Annotated in this window: 22 protein-coding genes; 15 read left to right on the top strand and 7 right to left on the bottom strand. The window is 60.9% G+C overall.

From position 1 onward, the window contains the following. The first annotated feature begins 19 nt into the window (after positions 1–19). The 11 genes from hfq to B9Z33_RS10705 all read left to right on the top strand — a co-directional run bounded on the left by hfq (position 20) and on the right by B9Z33_RS10705 (position 9732). Positions 20–283, top strand: coding sequence for an RNA chaperone Hfq (hfq, locus tag B9Z33_RS10755; RefSeq protein ID WP_082431612.1), 264 nt, complete (start codon positions 20–22; stop codon positions 281–283). A gap of 52 nt (positions 284–335) precedes the next feature. After that, positions 336–1523 (top strand): GTPase HflX, encoded by a 1188-nt coding sequence (gene hflX / locus B9Z33_RS10750; protein WP_108287109.1) that lies wholly within the window; start codon positions 336–338, stop codon positions 1521–1523. A 56-nt stretch (positions 1524–1579) separates the two neighbouring features. Next, on the top strand, positions 1580–2959 hold the full coding sequence (gene hflK, locus B9Z33_RS10745; RefSeq protein WP_108286959.1) for an FtsH protease activity modulator HflK: 1380 nt from the start codon (positions 1580–1582) through the stop codon (positions 2957–2959). Positions 2960–2970: 11 nt separating this feature from the next. After that, positions 2971–3870, top strand: a complete 900-nt coding sequence (gene hflC / locus B9Z33_RS10740) for a protease modulator HflC (RefSeq protein ID WP_108286958.1) — start codon at positions 2971–2973, stop codon at positions 3868–3870. A 3-nt stretch (positions 3871–3873) separates the two neighbouring features. Next, positions 3874–4059 (top strand): DUF2065 domain-containing protein, encoded by a 186-nt coding sequence (locus tag B9Z33_RS10735; protein ID WP_108286957.1) that lies wholly within the window; start codon positions 3874–3876, stop codon positions 4057–4059. Positions 4060–4125: 66 nt separating this feature from the next. Beyond that, a complete protein-coding gene (locus tag B9Z33_RS10730; protein ID WP_108286956.1) occupies positions 4126–5286 on the top strand; it encodes an ATP phosphoribosyltransferase regulatory subunit in 1161 nt (386 codons plus the stop codon). 17 nt (positions 5287–5303) lie between these two features. After that, positions 5304–6632 carry an adenylosuccinate synthase gene (locus tag B9Z33_RS10725; protein WP_108286955.1) on the top strand — a complete coding sequence of 443 codons (1329 nt, stop codon included), beginning with the start codon at positions 5304–5306 and terminating at the stop codon, positions 6630–6632. A gap of 61 nt (positions 6633–6693) precedes the next feature. Continuing rightward, positions 6694–7218, top strand: coding sequence for a phosphoribosyltransferase (locus B9Z33_RS10720; RefSeq protein WP_108286954.1), 525 nt, complete (start codon positions 6694–6696; stop codon positions 7216–7218). Positions 7219–7291: 73 nt separating this feature from the next. Next, positions 7292–8539, top strand: a complete 1248-nt coding sequence (locus tag B9Z33_RS10715) for a PLP-dependent transferase (RefSeq protein ID WP_108286953.1) — start codon at positions 7292–7294, stop codon at positions 8537–8539. A gap of 106 nt (positions 8540–8645) precedes the next feature. Next, positions 8646–9521 carry a DUF2189 domain-containing protein gene (locus B9Z33_RS10710; RefSeq protein ID WP_369916732.1) on the top strand — a complete coding sequence of 292 codons (876 nt, stop codon included), beginning with the start codon at positions 8646–8648 and terminating at the stop codon, positions 9519–9521. Between the two features lie 10 nt (positions 9522–9531). Continuing rightward, the gene (locus B9Z33_RS10705) at positions 9532–9732 is read left to right on the top strand and encodes a hypothetical protein (RefSeq protein ID WP_108286952.1); all 201 of its coding nucleotides are present in this window, start codon (positions 9532–9534) and stop codon (positions 9730–9732) included. Positions 9733–9774: 42 nt separating this feature from the next. Here B9Z33_RS10705 and mnmH read toward each other — a convergent pair whose 3' ends face one another. Then, positions 9775–10836 (bottom strand): tRNA 2-selenouridine(34) synthase MnmH, encoded by a 1062-nt coding sequence (gene mnmH, locus B9Z33_RS10700; protein WP_108286951.1) that lies wholly within the window; start codon positions 10834–10836, stop codon positions 9775–9777. Next, positions 10833–11483, bottom strand: coding sequence for an arylesterase (locus B9Z33_RS10695; protein WP_108286950.1), 651 nt, complete (start codon positions 11481–11483; stop codon positions 10833–10835). The genes mnmH and B9Z33_RS10695 overlap by 4 nt, the downstream gene beginning before the upstream one ends. Between B9Z33_RS10695 and B9Z33_RS10690 the strand changes: the two genes are divergently transcribed. The 3 genes from B9Z33_RS10690 (at position 11482) to B9Z33_RS10680 (ending at position 13471) form a co-directional block, all read left to right on the top strand. Next, positions 11482–12171 (top strand): ABC transporter ATP-binding protein, encoded by a 690-nt coding sequence (locus tag B9Z33_RS10690; RefSeq protein WP_108286949.1) that lies wholly within the window; start codon positions 11482–11484, stop codon positions 12169–12171. The two genes, B9Z33_RS10695 and B9Z33_RS10690, sit on opposite strands and share 2 nt — an antisense overlap. Positions 12172–12233: 62 nt before the next feature. After that, positions 12234–12968, top strand: a complete 735-nt coding sequence (gene rlmB, locus B9Z33_RS10685; RefSeq protein WP_108286948.1) for a 23S rRNA (guanosine(2251)-2'-O)-methyltransferase RlmB — start codon at positions 12234–12236, stop codon at positions 12966–12968. A gap of 152 nt (positions 12969–13120) precedes the next feature. Next, positions 13121–13471: a hypothetical protein gene (locus B9Z33_RS10680; protein ID WP_108286947.1), complete on the top strand. Its 351-nt coding sequence runs from the start codon at positions 13121–13123 to the stop codon at positions 13469–13471. Between the two features lie 18 nt (positions 13472–13489). Here the strand turns inward: B9Z33_RS10680 and B9Z33_RS10675 are convergent, their stop codons facing one another. The 3 genes from B9Z33_RS10675 to B9Z33_RS10665 are packed head-to-tail and all read right to left on the bottom strand — an operon-like array spanning position 13490 to position 15312. Next, a complete protein-coding gene (locus B9Z33_RS10675; RefSeq protein ID WP_108286946.1) occupies positions 13490–14092 on the bottom strand; it encodes a chromate transporter in 603 nt (200 codons plus the stop codon). Beyond that, the gene (locus B9Z33_RS10670) at positions 14089–14694 is read right to left on the bottom strand and encodes a chromate transporter (RefSeq protein WP_108286945.1); all 606 of its coding nucleotides are present in this window, start codon (positions 14692–14694) and stop codon (positions 14089–14091) included. The genes B9Z33_RS10675 and B9Z33_RS10670 overlap by 4 nt, the downstream gene beginning before the upstream one ends. A gap of 18 nt (positions 14695–14712) precedes the next feature. After that, entirely contained in the window at positions 14713–15312 is a 600-nt protein-coding gene (locus B9Z33_RS10665) for a YigZ family protein (protein WP_108286944.1), read from the bottom strand. A 148-nt stretch (positions 15313–15460) separates the two neighbouring features. Between B9Z33_RS10665 and B9Z33_RS10660 the strand changes: the two genes are divergently transcribed. Continuing rightward, the gene (locus tag B9Z33_RS10660; protein WP_108286943.1) at positions 15461–17965 is read left to right on the top strand and encodes a YgiQ family radical SAM protein; all 2505 of its coding nucleotides are present in this window, start codon (positions 15461–15463) and stop codon (positions 17963–17965) included. Between the two features lie 72 nt (positions 17966–18037). On the opposite strand, the gene B9Z33_RS10655 is transcribed toward B9Z33_RS10660, so the two are convergent. Together B9Z33_RS10655 and map are read right to left on the bottom strand one after the other, a co-directional pair. Further along, the gene (locus B9Z33_RS10655) at positions 18038–20677 is read right to left on the bottom strand and encodes a [protein-PII] uridylyltransferase (RefSeq protein ID WP_108286942.1); all 2640 of its coding nucleotides are present in this window, start codon (positions 20675–20677) and stop codon (positions 18038–18040) included. A 1-nt stretch (position 20678) separates the two neighbouring features. Continuing rightward, positions 20679–21494: a type I methionyl aminopeptidase gene (gene map / locus B9Z33_RS10650; RefSeq protein ID WP_108286941.1), complete on the bottom strand. Its 816-nt coding sequence runs from the start codon at positions 21492–21494 to the stop codon at positions 20679–20681. Positions 21495–21607 lie beyond the last annotated feature (113 nt).

The raw sequence follows: 21607 nt of genomic DNA, 5'->3' as shown, positions 1-21607 counted from the left end.
GGTCATGGCTTCAAAACTTCTGAACACGGAGAATATCGTGAGCAACAAAGGTCAACTTTTGCAAGACCCCTTCTTGAACGCACTGCGCCGCGAGCACGTGCCTGTCTCGATTTACCTCGTGAACGGCATCAAGCTGCAAGGTCAGATCGAATCTTTTGACCAATACGTGGTTCTCTTGCGCAACACCGTGACGCAAATGGTCTACAAGCACGCCATTTCGACCATCGTTCCCGGTCGTTCTGTGACTTTCAGCACACCCGAAACGGGTGAAATCACCGCTTGATGCGGTTTTTGCTCGGCCGGCGGTTTGAACCCACCGCCGGAGGTTGCTGACATTGTCTGAAACATCTTCCAACCAGCCCGCGCCGACCTTATTGGTCGGCGTTGACTTTGGGCTACCGCATTTCGACGCCGACCTGAAAGAGCTGGGTCTGCTGGCCGAATCGGGCGGGCTCAAGCCCGTCGCTCGCCTGACCTGCAAGCGCAAAGCACCGGATCCTGCGCTGTTTGTGGGCAGCGGAAAAGCCGACGAAATCAAGGAATTGGCCTTGATGCATGGCGCTGTCGAGGTCTTGTTTGACCAGGCCCTGAGCCCGGCGCAGCAGCGAAATCTGGAGCGCCACATTGGCTTGCCAGTGAATGACCGCACCTTGCTGATCCTTGAAATCTTTGGCCAACGCGCGCACAGCCACGAAGGCAAGTTGCAAGTCGAGTTGGCCCGTCAGCAATACCTGAGTACCCGATTGGTGCGCCGCTGGTCGCACCTGGAGCGGCAAAGCGGCGGCATCGGCATGCGCGGTGGCCCGGGCGAGACCCAGATCGAGCTGGACCGCCGCATGATCAACGACTCGATCAAGCGCATCAAGGAGCGCTTGGTCAAGGTCAAAAAACAGCGCAACACACAGCGCCGCCAACGCGAGCGGCGCGACACTTTCAACATTTCGCTGGTGGGTTACACCAACGCAGGCAAATCCACTTTGTTCAATGCCTTGGTCAAAGCGCGGGCCTATGCCGCCGACCAGTTGTTTGCCACCTTGGACACCACCACGCGACAGCTTTATTTGGGCGAGGCCGGCCGTTCGGTGTCCTTGTCCGACACGGTGGGCTTTATCCGTGATTTGCCGCACGGTTTGGTGGAGGCTTTTCAGGCCACCTTGCAAGAGGCGACCGAAGCCGATTTGCTGCTGCATGTGGTGGACGCGGCCAACCCGGATTTCCCGGAGCAGATGGCCGAGGTGCAAAAAGTCCTGGCTGAGATTGGTGCCGATACCGTGCCCCAATTGCTGGTGTTCAACAAGCTGGATGCCCTAGAGCCAGAGCGCTATCCCTTGCAAATGCAGGACCAGTACGAGCAAGACGGTGTGGCCGTGCCCCGCGTATTTTTGAGTGCCAAATCCGGCAAGGGGCTCGACTTGTTGCGTTCGGCCTTGTCCGACATCGTCAAGGCCGCCTTACCCCCCGTTGTTCAAGAACCCACAGATCCCCGTGACTTGACCCGGGAATATCCGGGTGATCTGCATTGAAGGCCAACCGAATTCGGCACAATGCGGATTCGTCATTCTGACAAAGACACTTCACCATGAATTTTCAACTCCCAGCCCTGCGATGGTCCTTGCTCCCGGCAAAGATCCGAGGCATGTTCAATCTGAATGACCCACGTTGGGGTCGGGACGATGACAAATCAACACCTGACTCGGGCAACAAAGCGTCAGGCGATTTGCCGCCGCCGCCCCCAGGGCCCAAACCGGACGCATGGCAGCCGCCCCGTGGGCAGCAGCCACAACAAAGTGGCCCTCCGGATCTGGATGAACTGTGGCGTGACTTCAACCGCAAGTTGGGCCAGCTGTTCGGTGGCAAAGGTGGACCTCAAGGCCCGCAAGGTTCTGGCGGTGGCTCGGGTGGCCCTGGCATGCCCGCTTTCTTCAAGAACCTGGGCTTGGGCGTCATTTTGGCGGCGGCATTGCTGGTCTGGTTGGGCACGGGCTTCTTCATCGTGCAAGAAGGTCAGCAAGCCGTGATCACCCAATTTGGCAAATACCACTCCACCGTGGGGGCCGGTTTCAACTGGCGCATGCCTTACCCCATCCAGCGCCACGAGTTGGTGTTTGTGACCCAGATCCGTTCGGTGGACATTGGTCGCGACAACATCATCAAAGCCACAGGCTTGCGTGAGTCGGCCATGCTGACCGAAGACGAGAACATCGTCGAGATCAAATTTGCCGTGCAATACCGCCTGAACGATGCCCGTGCGTACCTGTTTGAAAGCCGCAACCCCACCGAAGCCGTGGTGCAGTCGGCAGAGACCGCTGTGCGTGAAGTGGTGGGCAAGATGAAGATGGATTCTGCTCTGGCCGAAGAGCGCGACCAGATCGCCCCCCGCGTGCGCGAAAAAATGCAAACCATCCTGGACCGCTACAAAGTGGGAATCGAGGTGGTGGGCATCAACTTGCAACAAGGCGGCGTGCGTCCTCCGGAGCAAGTTCAAGCCGCTTTTGACGATGTGCTCAAAGCCGGCCAGGAGCGCGAGCGTGCCAAAAACGAAGCGCAAGCCTATGCCAACGACGTGGTGCCCCGCGCTGTGGGTGCGGCATCGCGCCTGAAAGAAGAGGCCGACGCTTACCGCGAACGCATCGTGGCGCAAGCCGAAGGCGATGCCCAGCGCTTCAAGACCATCCTGCCTGAATATCAAAAGGCCCCGCAAGTCATGCGTGACCGGATGTACACCGACACCATGCAGCAGATTTACAGCAATGTGACCAAGGTGCTGGTGGACAGCAAGCAGGGCTCGAACATGCTTTATTTGCCACTCGACAAAATCATGCAGCAGGTCACGGCCGTGACCCCACCTGCCGCAGATGTGCCAGCTGCTGCTGCAGCAACGCCTGCCGCCACTGCCAACGGAGCCGTGGACACCCGTTCGCGTGACCTGCAGCGTTCGCGTGACCGCGATCCACGATAAGGACAAACAAAATGAATCGCATTGGATTGTGGATTTCGACTTTGCTGCTGGCCTTTGTGCTGTTCAGCTCGACCGTGTTTGTGGTCGATCAGCGCCAATTTGGCGTGGTCTACGCTTTGGGGCAAATCAAGGAAGTCATCACCGAGCCCGGTTTGCACTTCAAATTGCCGCCCCCGTTGCAAAACGTCAATTACATCGACAAGCGCTTGTTGACGCTGGACAGCCCTGACAACGAACCCATGCTGACGGCTGAAAAGCAGCGCGTGGTGATCGACTGGTATGTGCGCTGGCGCATCGCCGATCCACAAGCCTACATCCGCAACGTGGGTCTGGATGAAAAAGCAGGCACCAGCCAGCTCAACCGTGTGGTGCGCAATGCCTTCCAGGAAGAAATCAACAAGCGCACCGTGAAAGAGCTCTTGTCCCTCAAGCGTGAAGAGCTGATGGACGACGTCAAGGCCGCTGTGTTGCTGGTTGTCAAGGGCAGCAAGCCTTGGGGCGTTGACGTGGTGGATGTGCGCATCACCCGAGCTGACTATGTGGACACCATCACCGAATCGGTTTACCGCCGAATGGAGGCCGAGCGTAAGCGTGTGGCCAACGAATTGCGTTCGACCGGTGGCGCAGAGGGTGAAAAAATTCGCGCCGATGCCGACCGTCAACGCGAGGTGACGGTGGCCAATGCTTACCGCGAAGCCCAGAAGATCAAAGGACAGGGCGATGCGCAAGCGGCACGTCTGTATGCCGAGTCGTTTGGCCGTGATCCCCAGTTTGCGCAGTTTTACCGCAGCCTGGAGGCCTACAAGTCCAGCTTCAACAGCAAGAGCGATGTGATGGTGCTCGATCCGGGCAGCTCCGAGTTTTTCAAAGGCATGCGCGGTTCGGCGGGCAGCACGCCTGCCCGAAAGTAAGTTTTGCTCGAAACCCTCCTGTTGGCGGTGGGCCTGATGCTCATCCTGGAGGGCTTGATGCCCATGATCGCGCCATCCCGGTGGCGCAGTCTGTTTGAGCAGCTTTTGAAACTCGAAGAAGGGCAAATCCGCTTCTTCGGCATGTTCATGGTCATTTCGGGATTGCTGCTGTTCTGGCTTGTTTCCTGAACCGAATCCCGGAAACAGGCTTGCAAGCCGGTAAAATCTCGTTTTTAACAGTCCCCCTCCATTCACATGTCTGCTTGGGTCCTTCCGGATCACATTGCCGATGTCTTGCCTTCCGAGGCACGCCACATCGAAGAACTCCGTCGCGAACTGCTTGATACCGCCCGTGGCTATGGCTACGAGTTGGTCATGCCGCCGCTGCTGGAGCATTTGGAGTCCCTGCTCACCGGCACGGGCGAAGCGCTTGATTTGCAGACCTTCAAACTGGTGGACCAGCTGTCTGGCCGCACTTTGGGTTTGCGTGCCGACACCACGCCCCAAGTGGCCCGGATCGATGCGCATTTGCTGGGCCGCGCTGGCCTGACGCGTCTTTGCTATTGCGGCCCTGTGCTGCACACCCGTCCCGCACGTCCGCACGCCACCCGTGAACCCTTGCAGCTGGGGGCCGAAATTTACGGTCACGCTGGCCCCGAGGCCGACCTGGAAATTTTGCAGTTGGCGCTGGACAGCCTGCATGCCGCCCGTGTGGGTGACTTGCAGGTGGACTTGGCCGATGCCCGCATTGTCAACAGCCTGCTGCAGGCCGAGGACATTTCTGAAGCTTTGCGTCACGACATCCACGCCGCCTTGGCCACCAAAGATGGCAGCGCCATTGCCCGTCTGACAGCCGGCTTTGCACCCGCCAACCGCGATGGTTTGCGCGCCTTGGTCAATTTGTACGGTGATGCCAGCGTGCTGGAAAAGGCGGCCCAGTGCCTGCCCCAGACGCCTGTCATCACCGAAGCCCTGAGCCAGCTGCGCTGGCTGGCCGCCCAAATTTCGGGTGCCGCCATCAGCTTTGACTTGGGTGATTCGCGTGGCTACGCCTATTACAGCGGCATGCGCTTTGCCATCTACGCCAAAGGCGCAGCCGATGCGCTGGCCCGGGGTGGCCGCTACGACGGTGTGGGGGCTGTGTTTGGCCACCGCATCGACCGCGATCGCCCCGCTGTGGGTTTCAGCCTCGATTTGAAAGAATTGGTGTCGGCCGTGACACCTTTGGCGCTGCGCGCAGCGATCCGTGCCCCTTGGGGCAACTCGGCCAGCTTGCGCTCTGCCATTGCCGCCTTGCGCAGCCAGGGCGAAACCGTGGTTTGCGTCTTGCCCGGACACGAAAGCGAAGTTGATGAATTCCATTGCGACCGCGAGCTGGTTGACGCGGCAGGGCAGTGGTTGGTACAGGCTCTTTGAGAAAGAACATTTCAAGCATGAACATGAAGCAAGGCCGTAACGTGGTCGTCGTCGGTACCCAATGGGGCGATGAAGGCAAAGGCAAACTGGTGGACTGGTTGACCGAAAGCGCCCAAGGCGTGGTGCGTTTCCAGGGAGGCCACAACGCGGGTCACACCTTGGTGATCAACGGTGTCAAAACCGCTTTGCACCTGATTCCCAGCGGCATCATGCGTGCAGGCGTCAAGTGCTACATCGGCAACGGTGTGGTCTTGTCGGTGCCCAAATTGCTCGAAGAAATTGCCGGTCTTGAAAAAGCCGGTGTCGAGGTGCGTTCACGCCTGCGTGTGAGCGAAGCCTGCCCGCTGATCTTGCCCTACCACGTGGCGCTGGATGTGGGCCGCGAAGCCGCCAAGGAAAAAGCCGGTACCGCCAAGATCGGGACCACTGGCCGTGGCATCGGTCCCGCTTACGAAGACAAAGTGGCCCGCCGTGCGCTGCGCGTGCAAGACCTGAAATACCCTGAGCGTTTTGCCACCAAGTTGCGCGACAACCTGGCGTTGCACAACGAAATTCTGGTCAACATCCTGGGCGCAGCGCCTGTGGATTTTGACGCGACCTACAACGAAGCCATGGCCTACGCCAAAGAGCTGCTGCCCATGGTGGCCGACGTGTCACGCGAACTGAACGACGCCCACAAGGCCGGGGCCAACTTGCTGTTTGAAGGCGCGCAGGGCACCTTGCTCGACGTGGACCACGGCACTTACCCCTTTGTGACATCGAGCAACTGCGTGGCGGGCAATGCCGCTGCCGGTTCTGGCGTCGGCCCCGGCATGCTGCACTACATTTTGGGCATCACCAAGGCGTACTGCACCCGCGTGGGCGGCGGCCCATTCCCAACCGAACTCGACTGGGAAACGCCCGGCACGCCCGGCTACCACATGTCGACTGTGGGGGCCGAAAAAGGCGTGACCACGGGCCGTTCGCGGCGCTGCGGCTGGTTTGATGCCGCTTTGCTCAAGCGCAGCGCGCAGGTCAACGGCCTGTCGGGCTTGTGCATCACCAAGCTGGATGTGCTGGATGGCCTCAAAGAGTTGCTGCTGTGCACCGGCTATGAGCTGGACGGCGAGACCATCGACATCCTGCCCATGGGCGCTGACGAAATTGCCCGCTGCAAGCCGATTTACGAAGTCATTCCCGGATGGACCGAAACCACCGTGGGCGTGACCCAAATGGACAAACTGCCCGCCACCGCCCGCCGTTACCTCGAGCGCATTGCCGAAGTCACGGGCGTGCCCGTGCACGTGGTGTCCACCAGCCCTGACCGCGACCACACCATCTTGTTGCACAACCCCTTTGCCGCCTGAGCACCGGGTTGAACACGCCAACATTGACCTCATTCATCCCTGACTTTTCTGGAGTTATCCCATGTTGACCGAAGACGGCAAGCACCTGTACGTGAGCTACGACGAGTACCACAACCTCATCGAAAAACTCGCCATCAAAATCCACCAATCTGGCTGGGAATTCGACAACATTCTGTGCCTGGCCCGTGGCGGCATGCGCCCCGGTGACATCTTGTCGCGCATTTTCGACAAGCCCCTGGCCATCATGTCCACCAGCTCTTACCGCGCCGAAGCCGGCACCGTGCAAGGTCACCTGGACATCGCCCGTTACATCACCACCCCCAAAGGCGAGATCGCTGGCAAAGTGCTGTTGGTCGACGATCTGGCCGACACCGGTCACACCCTGCGCGCGGTGGTGGACCAGCTCAAGAACAACTACAAACCTGTGACCGAATTGCGCACCGCCGTGATCTGGACCAAGGGTGTGTCGACTTTCAAGCCCGATTATTCGGTGGACGACTTGCCGACCAACCCCTGGATTCACCAGCCTTTCGAGCCGTATGACAACATGCGACCCGAGAAGCTGATCGAAAAGTGGAGCGTCTGAGCGCCGTCTAAAACGACCTCTCTCGACCTGCAAACGGCCTCCTTCGGGAGGCCGTTTGCATTAGGATGTTGCCATGAGCAAAACACCAAGAGACATCACCGCCCTGATCCACCATCTGTATACGCCGCCCGCCGGCTTTGAGGCCCCGCAACAGGGGGTGTTCAAGGCGTCAACGGTGTACTTTCCGACCGTGGCCGATATGCGCCAGCGCGAATGGAAAGACAAATCGGCTTACACCTACGGCCTGCACGGCACACCCACCACCTACACGCTCGAAGAGCGTTTGTGCACCCTCGAAGGCGGTGCCCAGTGCGTGCTGGTGCCCAGTGGGTTGGCCGCTTTGGCCACCGTGGCTTTGGCGGTGTTGCACAGCGGCGATGAAGTGCTGCTGCCCGACAATGCCTACGGCCCCAACAAGGCGCTGGCCGAAGGCGAGTTGCGCCATTACGGCATCAGCCATCAGTTTTACGACCCGATGAGTCCGCAAGACCTGGCCAGCAAGATCAGCCCGCGCACCCGCCTGGTGTGGCTGGAGGCCCCCGGGTCGGTCAGCATGGAGTTTCCGGATCTGCCCGAGATGGTGCGCCTGTGCCAGGCCCAAGGCGTTTTGTGTGCACTGGACAACACCTGGGGCGCGGGCTTGGCCTTCAAGCCTTTCGATTTGCTGGGTGACGCGCCAGCCACTGGCCAGCGCGGCAGTCTGGCGGTGGACATCAGCGCCCATGCGCTCACCAAATACCCCAGCGGCGGTGGCGACGTGCTGATGGGCAGCATCATCACGCAGGACCCGGCCCTGCATTTGAAAATCAAACTCTGCCACATGCGTTTGGGTTTGGGCGTGGCGGCCAACGATGCCGAAACGGTGCTGCGCTCCTTGCCCAGCATCGATTTGCGTTACAAGGCACACGACCAGACCGCACGCGCCTTGGCCGCCTGGTGGCAGGCTCAGCCGCAATGCGCGCAGTTACTTCACCCGGCTTTCGATGGTTCACCGGGCCATGCGCACTGGCAGGCGGTGTGTGAACGCACGCCCGGCACTGGCTTGGCGGCGGGTTTGTTCAGCGTGATGATCGATCCACGCTACAGCCAGACGCAGGTGGACGCGTTTTGCGACAACCTGAAACTCTTCAAGATTGGCTACAGCTGGGGTGGCCCGGTCAGCCTGGTCGTGCCTTATGAGCTGGGCTCGATGCGCCAGGGCTGGCCTGCGCACTTGAAGCGCGGCACGCTGGTGCGTTTTTCGACAGGCTTGGAGTCTGCCGAAGACCTGATGCATGACCTGATTCAAGCCACGCAAGCCCATTTGCCGTGGATCAGCTGAAAACAGCCTCGATACCGGTTCTTTGTGGACCGGATTGGTATTTTCCTGACTGTTCAGGGGGCAACGGCGGGGGTAATCTGGGCATTTCACCGAAGACCTGATTGCCATGACCGCTGACGCCAAGTCCATTGCCCCAGCCGCAACCGAAAGCGCTGATTTGCCCACCATGGCCGCACCGTATGTGCCACCGGCTCCCGAAGGCCCGCAATCGCGCATGCGGCCTTTGGGTTTTTCGGACCCCTTCCGATGGCTGTTGCGGGGCTGGCAAGACCTGACGCGTCACCCCGGTATTGCCCTGTTTTATGGCCTGTGCTTTTGGTTCATGGCGCAGGTGTTGGCCTTGGTGTTCAAACACAAGCCCGAATACACCTTGTCGCTGGTCTCAGGCTGTTTGTTGGTCGGCCCGTTTTTGGCCATGGGCTTGTACGAAGTCAGCCGCAAAAGGGAACGCGGCGAAGTGCCTGACATGGCCACATCACTCATGTGTTGGGACAGGCACATTCGCAGCATGGCCATGCTGATTCTGGTGCTCATGGTGTTGGAGCTGCTGTGGGGCAGGGCGTCGTTGGTGGTGTTTGCGGTGTTCTTCAACACCGGCATGCCGTCGACCACGGGTGTGATCGAGGCGGTTTTCAACCCGCAAAACATCGAGTTCTTGTTGGTCTATCTGGGCGTGGGCGGTGTGTTTGCTGCTTTGGTCTATGGGCTGTCTGTCGTGTCCATTCCCATGATTTTGGACCGCGACACCGATGCGATTTCGGCGGTGATCACCAGCATGCGGGTGGTTTTTTCCAATCCTGGTGTGATGCTCTTGTGGGGCTTGTTGCTCAGCGTGCTGGTGCTGGCAGCCCTGTGGCCATGGGCCTTGGGCATCATCGTGGTGGGGCCATGGCTGGGTCATGCCAGCTGGCATGCTTACCGTGGCAGCGTCGAGTGGGAAGAAAGCGCTTCGGAAGCTGTTACATTGGGCAGCTCAAATTAAAGGAGCCATCTTGGCCACACCCAACTACGGATTCGAAAAGCGCCAGAAAGAACTGGCCAAAAAACGCAAAAAAGAAGACAAGCTCAAAGCCAAGTCCGACCGCAAATCAGGCCTCTTGCCTGAAGACGGGTCCGATCCGGACGCTGCAGACGACGCAGACAACGCCGTGGCAGCACCCGATGCTGCCGACGCACAAACGCCACCGGCCTGAGTGGCCTCAAGCGACCGCTGACTGAAAGCATATGCACGCCTTTCAGGCGGCGTTTGCAAGCAGTTCACGGGCCAGTGCCAGCATGTGGGCCATGCTGTGGCTGGCAGGCGTGATCAAGGGGGCTTTGGCGTAATGCACAAAGTTGTTCCCCGTCGAGGTCTCGTAGCCCGGGTCGTAGTGGCCTGACAGCAGCTCTGTGACCACCTCGCGCATCTCTCCCCGTTCGATTCTTTCTTGCCAGCCTTCCACCACGGCTTTGCCGCGCAGTGCCACCAGCCGCTCCAGGCGGTCGGCAAACAGGGCGCGGTCTTGTGTGAAAAACGCATAGTCTTCGAGCAGCAAGTTCACCCGGTTTTCCAGCGACAGGTCCACCCTCTGGCAGGGGCTGGCCCGCATGGCGACCATCAGCTCGGCAGGCACCGTGAGGTTGCCCACTTTTTTGCTCTCGGCCTCGACATACACCGGGCGGTCCGCGCTGAAACCGCGCAGCGCATCCCACACCTGCGTGTCAAAGGCTTTTTGCGTGGGTTGTGGCGTGCCCGGAATCAAGCCCAACACGGAGCTGCGGTGGCAGGCAATGGCTTCCAGGTCCAGCACCTGCGCGCCTTCTTGCGCCAAAGCCTGCAGCAAGCGGGTTTTGCCCGAGCCGGTGGGGCCGCACAACACCTGAAACTGCAGGCGCTGCGCCTGGCGTGGGGTGTCTTCCATCACCTCTTTGCGAAACGCCTTGTAGCCGCCTTCGATCAGGTGCACCTTGAAGCCGATTTGGCCGAGGATCAGCGCCAGCGAGTTGCTGCGCTTGCCCCCACGCCAGCAATACACCAGCGGCTGCCAGTTGCGGGGCTTGTCCATCACATGGGTTTCGATGTGGCGGGCAATGTTTTTGGCCACCAGGGCGGCGCCCACTTTTTGTGCCTCAAAGGGGTTGACCTGTTTGTACAGCGTGCCCACCTTGATGCGTTCTTCGTTGTTCAGCGAGGGCCAGCTCAGGGCCCCGGGCAGGTGGTCTTCGGCGTGTTCGCCTTCAGAACGCGCGTCCAGGATGGCATCAAACTGGTTCAGTTGGGCCATGGCCTCTGCGGCCGAGATCAGGTGAACGCTCATTTCAGTTGTTTCTTCAAAGTGGGCCAGATGTTGGCCAGCATGCGCGGCTGCGCGGCTTCGTTGGGGTGGATGCGGTCGGCCTGGAACCATTTGAGCGGGTCCGGGTCATCGCCAATGCCTTTCAGGAAAAAAGGCACCAGCGCCGCTTTTTGGCTTTTGGCCACTTGGGCATAGGCCGCTTCAAATTGCTTGGCCATGTCGGGGCCATAGTTCGGTGGCATCTGCATGCCCAGCAAAATGACCTGCGCGCCAGCGGCTTGGGCCTGGCGGGTCATGGCCTGCAAGTTGTCTTGCGTCATGTTCAGGGGCAGGCCACGCAAGGCGTCGTTGCCCCCCAGCTCGATGATCACATGGCTGGGCTGGTGTTTTTGCAGCAGGGCAGGCAGGCGCGAACGCCCGCCCGAGGTGGTGTCGCCGCTGATGCTGGCGTTGATGACCTGCACGCCGGGCTTGTCGCGGGCCAGCTGTTTTTGCAGCAAGGCCACCCAGCCCGTGCCACGGGCCAGGCCGTACTCGGCGCTCAGTGAGTCACCCACCACCAAAATGCGCTGAGGCGTTGCCGCCTGCGCAGGTGCCACAAAGCCCCAGCCGGCAAGGGCCAGCAGGGTCCAGTTAAAGTGACGTCGTCTTAACAAAGGTTTGTGCATGCCTGAATCCATCATTGCCGTGCGTGGCGTCTCGAAAAGTGTGCAGGATGCCAGTGGGCAACTGGACATTTTGCGCGATATCGATTTCTCCTTGAACGCGGGCGAAACAGCCTCTATTGTCGGTGCTTCCGGTTCGGGCAAAAGCACTTTGCTGGCCATTTTGGCGGGATTGGACACACCCAGCACCGGGCAGGTCGTGTTGGCAGGGCAATCGCTGTTTGATTTGACCGAAGACGAACGCGCCGCAGTGCGGGCCCAGCATGTGGGTTTTGTGTTCCAGAGCTTTCAGCTCATGCCCAACCTCACGGCACTTGAAAACGTCATGCTGCCGCTGGAGTTGGCGGACCGCCCCGATGCCCGCAGCACCGCCACGGTCATGCTGCAACGCGTGGGTCTGGGCGAGCGCCTGAAACACCTGCCCAAAGTGCTCAGTGGCGGGGAGCAGCAGCGCGTGGCCTTGGCCCGTGCCTTTGTGGTGCAACCCGATTTGCTGCTGGCCGACGAACCCACAGGCAGCCTGGACCACGCCACGGGCGAAGCCATCATGGATTTGATGTTCGCGCTCAACCGCGAACAAGGCACGACCTTGGTACTGGTCACGCACGACCGCCAGTTGGCTGCCCGCTGCGAGCGCAGCCTGGTGATCCAGGCCGGTCGCCTGTCCGAAGCGACGGACGCCCGGGCCTGAAACCCAGCGCCCTTCGCCGCCGTCCTGAAAGCGGCGTGCGGCGGACCAACGATAATCAAGCCATGTCATCCCATAAAGTGCTGTTCGGCTTTCATGCCGTGGGCGTTCGCCTCAAGATCGCCCCCCAATCCGTTGTTGAAATCCATTACGAGGTCACCCGCCGCGATGCGCGGATGCGCCAGTTCATCGACAAGGCCCGCGATTCGGGCATGCGCCTGATCGAATCGGACGGTGAGCGCCTGGCCAAACTGGCCGGGGGCCACGGCCACCAAGGCGTGGTGGCCATGGTTGCGCCAATTCCCCAGAACCACTCGCTGGACGATCTGCTGGACACCGTTGAAGGCCCGCCTTTGCTCTTGGTGCTGGACGGCGTGACCGATCCGCACAACTTGGGTGCCTGTTTGCGCGTGGCCGATGGCGCAGGCGCGCACGCGGTCATCGCCCCCAAAGACCATGCGGCAGGCATCAACGCCACCGTGGCCAAAGTGGCCAGCGGCGCAGCCGAAACCATGCCTTATTTCATGGTCACCAACCTGGCGCGCACCTTGGGCGAACTCAAGGAGCGCAGCATCTGGATCGTTGGCACCAGCGACGACGCGCCGCGCACGATTTACCAGGCCGACCTGAAAGTGCCCACCGCCTTGGTGCTCGGTGCCGAAGGCGCAGGCATGCGCCAGTTGACCCGCAAGAACTGCGACGAGCTGGTGAGCATTCCGATGCGCGGCGCAGTGGAAAGCCTGAACGTGTCGGTGGCCAGTGGCGTGTGCTTGTACGAAGCGCTGCGCCAGCGCAGCTGAGCCAGCCTTTTTGGCAGGTATTTCAGTTTCTGTGCAAGGCCGCCCCTGCGGCCGAATGGGGGTTAACTGACCACCTGCACCAGACCTCATATTCGCGAGCAGGGGCTCGCGCCCAAAACAGCCATCCTGATCATTGACCTAGGAGTTGCACCATGAAACCAACGACCACCCGCATCACGCTGATCGCCGCAGTGCTGCCGACCTTTTTTTTGCTCGCCTGCACCCAGGAGCAGCAAAACAAGATCAGCCGTGACATCCAGAACTGGACAGGCACCAATGGCGTGATGGAGGTCTATGCCGGCGACAAGGTGGTGCGACGCTTTTTGAAGGTGGACAAGGTCAGCACCGCTTTGGGCACCGACGACAAAATGCCACGCTCTTACCGCTACGGCTATGGCGTCCTCGATGAAAACCTGAACATGCAGGTCGACCCCGGCGAGAAGAAGGTCTATTTCGAGGTCAGCGATTACTCGAACACCGTGTTCTTCGAGAACCCGCGCTGAAGCGGGCCGATCGCGGGCTCAGACCCAACCCAAGCCGCCCAGCAGGGCGCCCGCGCCAATCAGCCACAGCATGTGGACCTTGGTCCGCCACACCACCAAGGTGGTCAGGGCTGTCAGCACATAAAGTGGCCAGTCTTTGGCAGGCTGCTGGTGGCTCATGGTCAAAAGCCATGCGGTGGCCAGCAGCAGGGCGATCACGATGGGCGCCATGCCTGACTTGAACGCCCGAATGCCGATTTTTTCGCGGTGCTGATGCGCCCAGCGCGTGGCCATGTAGGTCAGCACGGAAGAGGGCAGCATGATGCCCAGCATGGTGACCAAAACGCCCATACTGGCCAAGCCCAGACTCGCCCAACCGCCGCCCAAGCCGGCCCCGGCGTTCAGTCCCACGTTCCAGCCCATCAGGGCCACAAACAAGATGTTGGGGCCAGGTGCGGCTTGCGCCAGCGCGATGGACGAGGTGAATTGCGCATCGCTCAGCCAATGCGTTTCGTCCACCAAATAGCGGTGCATGTCAGGTGCGGTGGTGATGGCGCCACCCACCGCCAACAGCGACAGCGAAGCAAAGTGGTTGAACAGGCTCAGCCAATCCTGTGCCGACAGGTGCAGCACCGGGTTCATGGCGCGTCTGCGGCCCGGCTGGCTTGTTGGGCCAGCTGCCAATAAGCCCAGCCGCAGGCAAGCAAGCCAGTGCCCAGTAAAACGTAGGCCAGGGGCCAGCGCAACAGACCCACCCCCGCAAAGCTGGCCGCAGCCAGCGCGATGCACACCGGCATGCCCATCGGGTTGCTGCGCAAGGCGCTGATCAGTTTGAGGCCGACGGCGGCAATGAGCCCTGCCGACACAGCGCCCATGCCGCGCAAGGCGCCTTGTGCCCAAGGGGCGTCCGACACGCCGCCAAAGGCCACCGCCAGCAACAGCACCACCACCATGGGCGCCGCCAGCATGCCGGCCAGGCCTGCCAATGCACCGGGCAAGCCGAAGTACCGACCGCCAATCATGAGCGACAGATTGACCACATTGGGGCCGGGCATGATCTGGGCCACGGCCCAGTCCTCGACAAACTGTTCACGCGTCATCCAGCGCTTTTTCTCAACCAGTTCGCGTTGCACCACCGCCAGCACGCCCCCAAAACCCTGCAAGGCCAAGACGGTGAAGGAGACAAACAGATCGGTTTTGGACCTAGGTTGGTTCAGGGGCGCATTTTCTGGCATGGGCGGCATTATCCTTGTTCGGTTTTCTTATTCGGCCATGTCTGTGTCCAACCAGACCAGCTGGCCGCGACCGCTTTCACTCAGGCGCGCCATCAGGTCTGCCGCCTGCGTTTGTGGCAGCGCAAAGTGCAAGGTCACCACGCTGCCGTGCACCACGTCCTGAAGCTGGGCTTGCGCCAACTCGACCTCTCGGCGCACCAGCCCTTCTAGGGCATAGGGCACGCTGCAGGCCAGCTGCGCTTGCTTGATCAGCGGGATTTTTTCTGCCGTTAGCAGGGCCTGCGCCACCGCATCGGTGTAAGCCCGCACCAGCCCGCCTGCACCCAGCTTGACGCCCCCAAAATAGCGCACCACCGAGGCCATCACCCCTTGCAAATCCTGGTGTCGCAACACGTCCAGCATGGGGCGTCCAGCGGTGCCGCCGGGCTCGCCATCGTCGTTGGCGGCCGACTGGCCACCCGCCAGCAGCGCCCAGCACACGTGGGCCGCATCGGGGTGCTCGGCTTTGAGCTGGGCCACCCGGGCCTGCGCTTCTTCGCGCCCGGCTACGGGCTCGATGCAGGCGATGAAACGGCTCTTTTTGATGACCAATTCGTGGTGGGCAGGGGCGGCGAGAGAAAACGGCATGCCGGGATTGTCGGGCAAGCTGCGGCGCGTTGGCCGATTCATGCACCGGGGGCAGGGCGCATTCGGGCACATGATCTGTAATACCCGCTGGTTTCTCAAGCCCACCCCCAAACCCCTACACTAGCGGGTTACCCCTGATACCGAGCCCATGAACGCCTTCACCGACGTCTCTTTTTTCCCGCGCGACGCCAAACCACTGACCAGTTACCGCAAGTACTGGGCGCAGCGCTTTGGCACGGCCCCGTTTTTGCCGATGAGCCGCGCCGAAATGACCCAACTGGGCTGGGACAGCTGCGACATCGTGCTGGTGACGGGCGACGCGTACGTTGATCACCCCAGTTTCGGCATGGCCGTGATCGGCCGCATGCTGGAAAACCAGGGTTTTCGGGTCGGCATCATCGCCCAGCCGGACTGGACCAGCGCCGAGGCCTTCAAAGAACTGGGCAAACCGAATCTGTTTTGGGGCGTGACCAGCGGCAACATGGACTCCATGATCAACCGCTACACGGCGGACCGCAAAATCCGCAGCGACGACGCCTACACCCCCGGCGACGTGGGCGGCAAGCGGCCTGACCGCGCCGCCATCGTCTACAGCCAGCGCTGCCGCGAGGCTTTTCCTGAGACGCCCATCGTGCTGGGCGGCATCGAAGGCAGCTTGCGCCGCATCGCGCATTACGACTACTGGTCTGACAAAGTCCGCCGCTCGATTGTGGTGGACAGCAAATGCGACCTGCTTTTGTATGGCAACGCCGAGCGGGCGATTGTCGAGATCGCCCACCGCCTGGCTGCCCGCGAGCCGGTGCAGCAGATCACCGACGTGCGCGGTACCGCCTTTGTGCGCCGGGAAACGCCAGAAGGCTGGTTCGAGATCGACTCCACCAGTGTGGACACCCCCGGCCATGTGGAAGCGCACATCAACCCGTATTTGATGATTTCGGACCAGGCTCGCGAGCAGGGCGCCACTTGCGCCCGTGAAGAAGAAGCTCAGGCCGTGGCCGATGGTGAAAACCAGAAGACGCAGCCTCTGAAGTTTGTGCCCAATGCCACGGGTGCTGCCCGTTCGAGCACTCGCTTGCAGGGGCAAGCTCCCACAGGGGGTGGCGCTTCCACTGCTTCAGCGCAAGCTTCCACTGGTCAGTCAGCAATCGCTGTTGCACCGCTGGCCTCTAGCGAGGCAACAGATTCTTCGTGGGAGCGAGCCCCTGCTCGCGAAGGTATTCCGGCTTCCCCAAGCCCCCTGCGCGGCAAAGGCACGCACAAAGTGCCCCCGCGCGACAAGAGCGTGATCCGCCTGCCCAGCTACGAGCAGGTCAAGTCTGACGCGGTGCTCTACGCCCACGCCAACCGCGTGCTGCACTTGGAAACCAACCCCGGCAACGCCCGCTGTCTGGTGCAAGCGCACGGCGAAGGTCACACTGCGCGTGACGTGTGGATCACGCCGCCGCCCATCCCGCTGACTACGGCCGAGATGGACCATGTGTTCGACCTGCCGTACGCCCGCAGCCCGCACCCGCGCTATGCCGACGAGAACGGCAGCCACGACCACGCGACCAAGATCCCCGCCTGGGAAATGATCCGCTTCTCGGTCAACATCATGCGCGGTTGCTTTGGCGGCTGCACCTTTTGCTCCATCACCGAGCACGAAGGCCGTATCATCCAGAGCCGGTCCGAAGAATCGATCATCCGCGAGGTGGAAGACATCCGTGACAAAGTCAAAGGCTTTACGGGCGTCATCTCTGACCTGGGTGGCCCCACGGCCAATATGTACCGCCTGGGCTGCAAGAGCCCCGAGATCGAATCGGCCTGCCGCAAACCGAGCTGCGTGTTCCCCGGCATCTGCCAGAACCTGACCACCGACCACGGCCCGCTGATCAACATGTACCGCCGGGCGCGCACCCTCAAGGGCATCAAGAAAATCCTGATTGGCTCCGGCCTGCGTTACGACCTGGCCGTGCAGTCGCCCGAATATGTGAAAGAGCTGGTACAGCACCATGTGGGCGGCTACCTGAAGATCGCGCCCGAGCACACCGAGGGCGGCCCGCTGTCCAAGATGATGAAGCCGGGCATCGGCACCTACGACCGCTTCAAGTCGATGTTCGACAAGTACAGCGAAGAGGCCGGTAAAAAGCAGTTCCTCATTCCGTATTTCATCGCCGCCCACCCCGGCACCAGCGACGAAGACATGATGAACTTGGCTATCTGGCTCAAAAAGAACGGCTTCAGGGCCGACCAGGTGCAAACCTTCTACCCCAGCCCCATGGCCACCGCCACGGCCATGTACCACTCCACCCGTAACCCGCTGCGCAAAATCACCCGCGACAGCGAAAAGGTGGACGTGGTCAAAGGCGACAAACGCCGCCGCCTGCACAAAGCTTTTTTGCGCTACCACGACGCCAACAACTGGCCGCTGCTGCGCGAAGCACTCAAGGCCATGGGCCGATCGGATTTGATCGGCAACGGCAAACACCATTTGATCCCGAACTGGCAGCCGCTGGCCGAAGACGGCTACAAAAGCGCCCGGCGCAAGAACAGCACCGGCGCGGGCGAGAAGTCATCAGTGGCCCTGTCTACCGCACCCAAGCGCCTGGGGCAACCTAAAAAAGGTCAATTGCTGACCCAGCACACGGGTTTGCCGCCACGCAAGAAGGGCTGAGCCGCAAGCTACAGTGTCTCTGGCTGCGCGCTCTGGGCGTGTGGTCTGCGGGCTTCGGGGGCTTCAAGTTGCTTACAACACCGCCAGCAACTCCGTCTCGATCTCGATCTGCGCCTTGTTTTGCTGCAGTTCGGCACCGCTGATCAAGAAGGTGTCTTCGACGCGCTCGCCCAAGGTGCTGATCTTGGCCAGTTGCAAGTCGATGCCGTGCTGGGCCAGCACGCGGGCGATGCTGTAAAGCAGGCCGTTGCGGTCGCTGGCCGAAATGCTGAGCAGCCAGTTTTGCGCCTTTTCATCCGGTTTGAGGGTGACCCTTGGCGTGACCGGAAAGCTTTTCACGCGGCGCGAAACCCGGCCTTTGGTTGGTGTGGGCAAGGGGCCTTGGCGTTCCAGCGTTTGAGTCAGGCCCGACTCGACCATGGTCATCAGCTCACGGTAGTGCTCGGGCAGCATGGTGGTGACGATCTGGAAAGTGTCCAGCGCCCAGCCGGTGCGGGTGGTGTGGATTTTTGCGTCCAAGATGCTGAAGCCCGATTGGTCAAAGTGGCCGCAAATGCGGGCAAACAGGTCGGGTTGGTCGGGTGTGAACACCAGCACTTGCAAACCTTCGCCCACAGGTGATGGCCGAGCGCGCACGATGGTGCGAGGCTGATCGGGGGCGGGCAGGGCCACATGGCGCGACAGTTGGCGTGCGTGCCAGGCGATGTCAGACGCATCGTGGCGCATGAAATAGCTCACATCCAGCGTGTCCCACAGGGCCTTGTGGCCTTCGTGCGGTTGCGCTTGGCGGGCCAGCTCGATCAGGGCTTCGCGCTTGCGCGCCTCCACCTCGGCGTTGGCATCTGGTGCACGGCCGCCCAAGACGCGCAGGGTCGACTTGTACAGGTCTTCCAGCAGTTTGCCTTTCCAGGCGTTCCACACTTTGGGGCTGGTGCCACGGATGTCGGCCACCGTCAGCAAATACAGGGCAGTGAGCCGCCGCTCGTTGCCCACGCGCTGGGCAAAGCGGCCAATGACTTCGGCGTCGCTCAGGTCTTCTTTTTGGGCCACATGGCTCATGGTCAGGTGCTCGCTCACCAAAAACTCGATCAGTTGAGCGTCTTCCTTGTCGATTTGGTGCTGGCGGCAAAAAGAGCGAACCTCGGCGCAGCCCAGTTTGGAGTGGTCACCGCCACGGCCCTTGGCGATGTCGTGGAACAGGGCGGCGGTGTACAAAATCCAGGGCTTGTCCCAGCCGCCCGCCAACTGCGAGCAAAACGGGTATTCGTGTGTGTGCTCGGCCATGAAAAAACGCCGCACATTGCGCAGCACCATCAAGATGTGCTGGTCCACCGTGTAGGCGTGAAACAGGTCGTGCTGCATCTGGCCCACAATGCGGCGAAACACCCACAAATAACGGCCCAGCACCGAGGTTTCGTTCATCAGGCGCATGGCGTGCGTGATGCCCTGCGGTTGCTGCAGAATTTGTAAAAAAGTGGTGCGGTTGACTGGATCGGCACGAAAGCGTCCGTTCATCACGGCCCGCACGTTGTACAGCGCACGCAGGGTTCTGGCCGAAAAACCTTTCACGCCCGGCGTGGCCTGGTAGAGCAAAAAGGTCTCCAAAATGGCGTGCGGGTGCTTTTGGTACAGGTCGTCGCTAGCCACTTCGATCAAGCCCGCTTTCTCAAAAAAGCGCTCGTTCAAGGGCCGGAAATCGCTGACGATTTCGCCCCGGTCTGCTTTCAGCCGGTCTTCGATGTTGAGCAGCAAAATCTGGTTGAGCTGGGTCACGGCCTTGGCAGCCCAATAGTATTGGCGCATCAGCTTTTCGCTGGCGCGCAAGGCCAAGCGGCCCTCGGGCGTGACATCCGAGGCATATCCAAAAGACTCCGCCACATTGGTTTGCAGGTCAAACACCAGCCGGTCTTCTCGCCGCTTGGCCTGTAAGTGCAGCCGGGCGCGGATCAGGCCCAGCAGGGCTTCGTTGCGTTTGATTTGTCGGGCTTCGAGCGGCGTGGCCAAGCCTTTGCGGGCCAACTCGTCCCAGCTGTGGCCCAAGCCTGCGGCTCGGGCCACCCACAAAATCATTTGCAGATCGCGCAGGCCGCCGGGCGACTCTTTGCAGTTGGGTTCCAGCGCATAGGGGGTGTCTTCAAACTTGGTGTGACGTTGGCGCATTTCCAGGGTTTTGGCCACCAAAAAAGCCTGCGGATCCATGGCCGCCTGGTATTGCTTTTGGAACTCGGTGAACAAGCGAGTGTTGCCCGTCACGCGGCGCGACTCCAGCAGCGAGGTTTGCACCGTGATGTCTTTGGCCGATTCGGCCAGGCACTCGCTCAGGGTGCGCACGCTGGAGCCGATCTCGAGGCCCGTGTCCCAGCAGCTGCCAATGAAGCGTTCCAGCTGGGCCTGCAATTCAGGGGTGTTTTCTGGCGACTGCCCGTTGGGCAAAAGCACCAGCACGTCCACATCGGAGGACGGAAAAAGTTCGGCTCGGCCAAAACCGCCCACCGCAACCAGACACAGCTCTGGCGCAAAGCCCGCCTTTTGCCACAACTGAATGAGCAGTCCATCGGCCAGGATGGACAACTGCCTGAGGGTTTGCTTCAAGCCCCGGGTGAGCGCGCCGCTGTTGGCCAGCGTGTGCAAAACCGCCGCTTTGTCGTGCTTGTAGGTCTCACGCAGCAGGGCCAGATCGGCCAATTCCGCAGATGGGGCCTGAGGATTCATCTCAGGCAGCAGCTTTTTCTGTGATGAAGGCAGGAATGGCTGGGCCACCCGCAGACAAGGTCAGGACTTCGTAGCCGGTCTCGGTGACCACCACGGTGTGTTCCCACTGGGCCGACAAGGAATGGTCTTTGGTCACGATGGTCCAGCCATCGCCCATTTCCTTGATGTCGCGCTTGCCCGCATTGATCATGGGCTCGATGGTGAAAATCATGCCGGGCACCAGCTCCACCAGGGTGCCGGGCTTGCCGTAGTGCAGCACTTGCGGCTCTTCGTGAAACCCTCGGCCAATGCCGTGGCCACAAAACTCACGCACCACCGAGAAGCCATGGCCCTCGGCAAATTTCTGAATCGCGTGGCCAATGTCACCCAAATGAGCACCGGGCTTGACCTGCTCAATGCCTTTCCACATGGCGTCATAGGTCAGGCTGGCCAGCCGTTTGGCGGCAATCGACGCTTCGCCCACATGGAACATGCGGCTGGTGTCGCCATGCCAGCCATCCTTGATGGTGGTGATGTCGATGTTGAGCGAGTCACCTTTTTTGAGGGGCTTGTCGTTCGGAATGCCGTGGCAGACCTGGTGGTTGATGGAGGTGCAGATCGACTTGGGGTAGGGCTTGTAGCCGCCCGGCGCGTAGTTGAGCGGGGCGGGGATGCAGCCTTGCACATCGACCATGTAGTCGTGGCACAGCTTGTCAATTTCGTTGGTGGTGATGCCCGGCTTGATGAAGGGCCCGATGTAGTCGAGGACTTCGGCAGCCAGTCGGCAAGCGACGCGCATGCCTTCAATGTCTTCGGCGGTTTTGATGGTGATGGTCATAGTCTTGGATTATCCCATTCGGCGTGAAAACGATCGTGGGGCAGGGTTTCCCCGGCTAAAATAATGCCTTTGCCGGTCAGCCCCAGTCAGCGGCCCCGGCGCTACGGTTTTCC

The organism is Limnohabitans sp. T6-20 (assembly GCF_003063505.1).
GTDB lineage: Bacteria > Pseudomonadota > Gammaproteobacteria > Burkholderiales > Burkholderiaceae_C > Limnohabitans_A.
The sequence above is the reverse complement of the archived record's forward strand: the minus strand, read 5'-3'. Positions and strand labels throughout refer to the sequence as shown.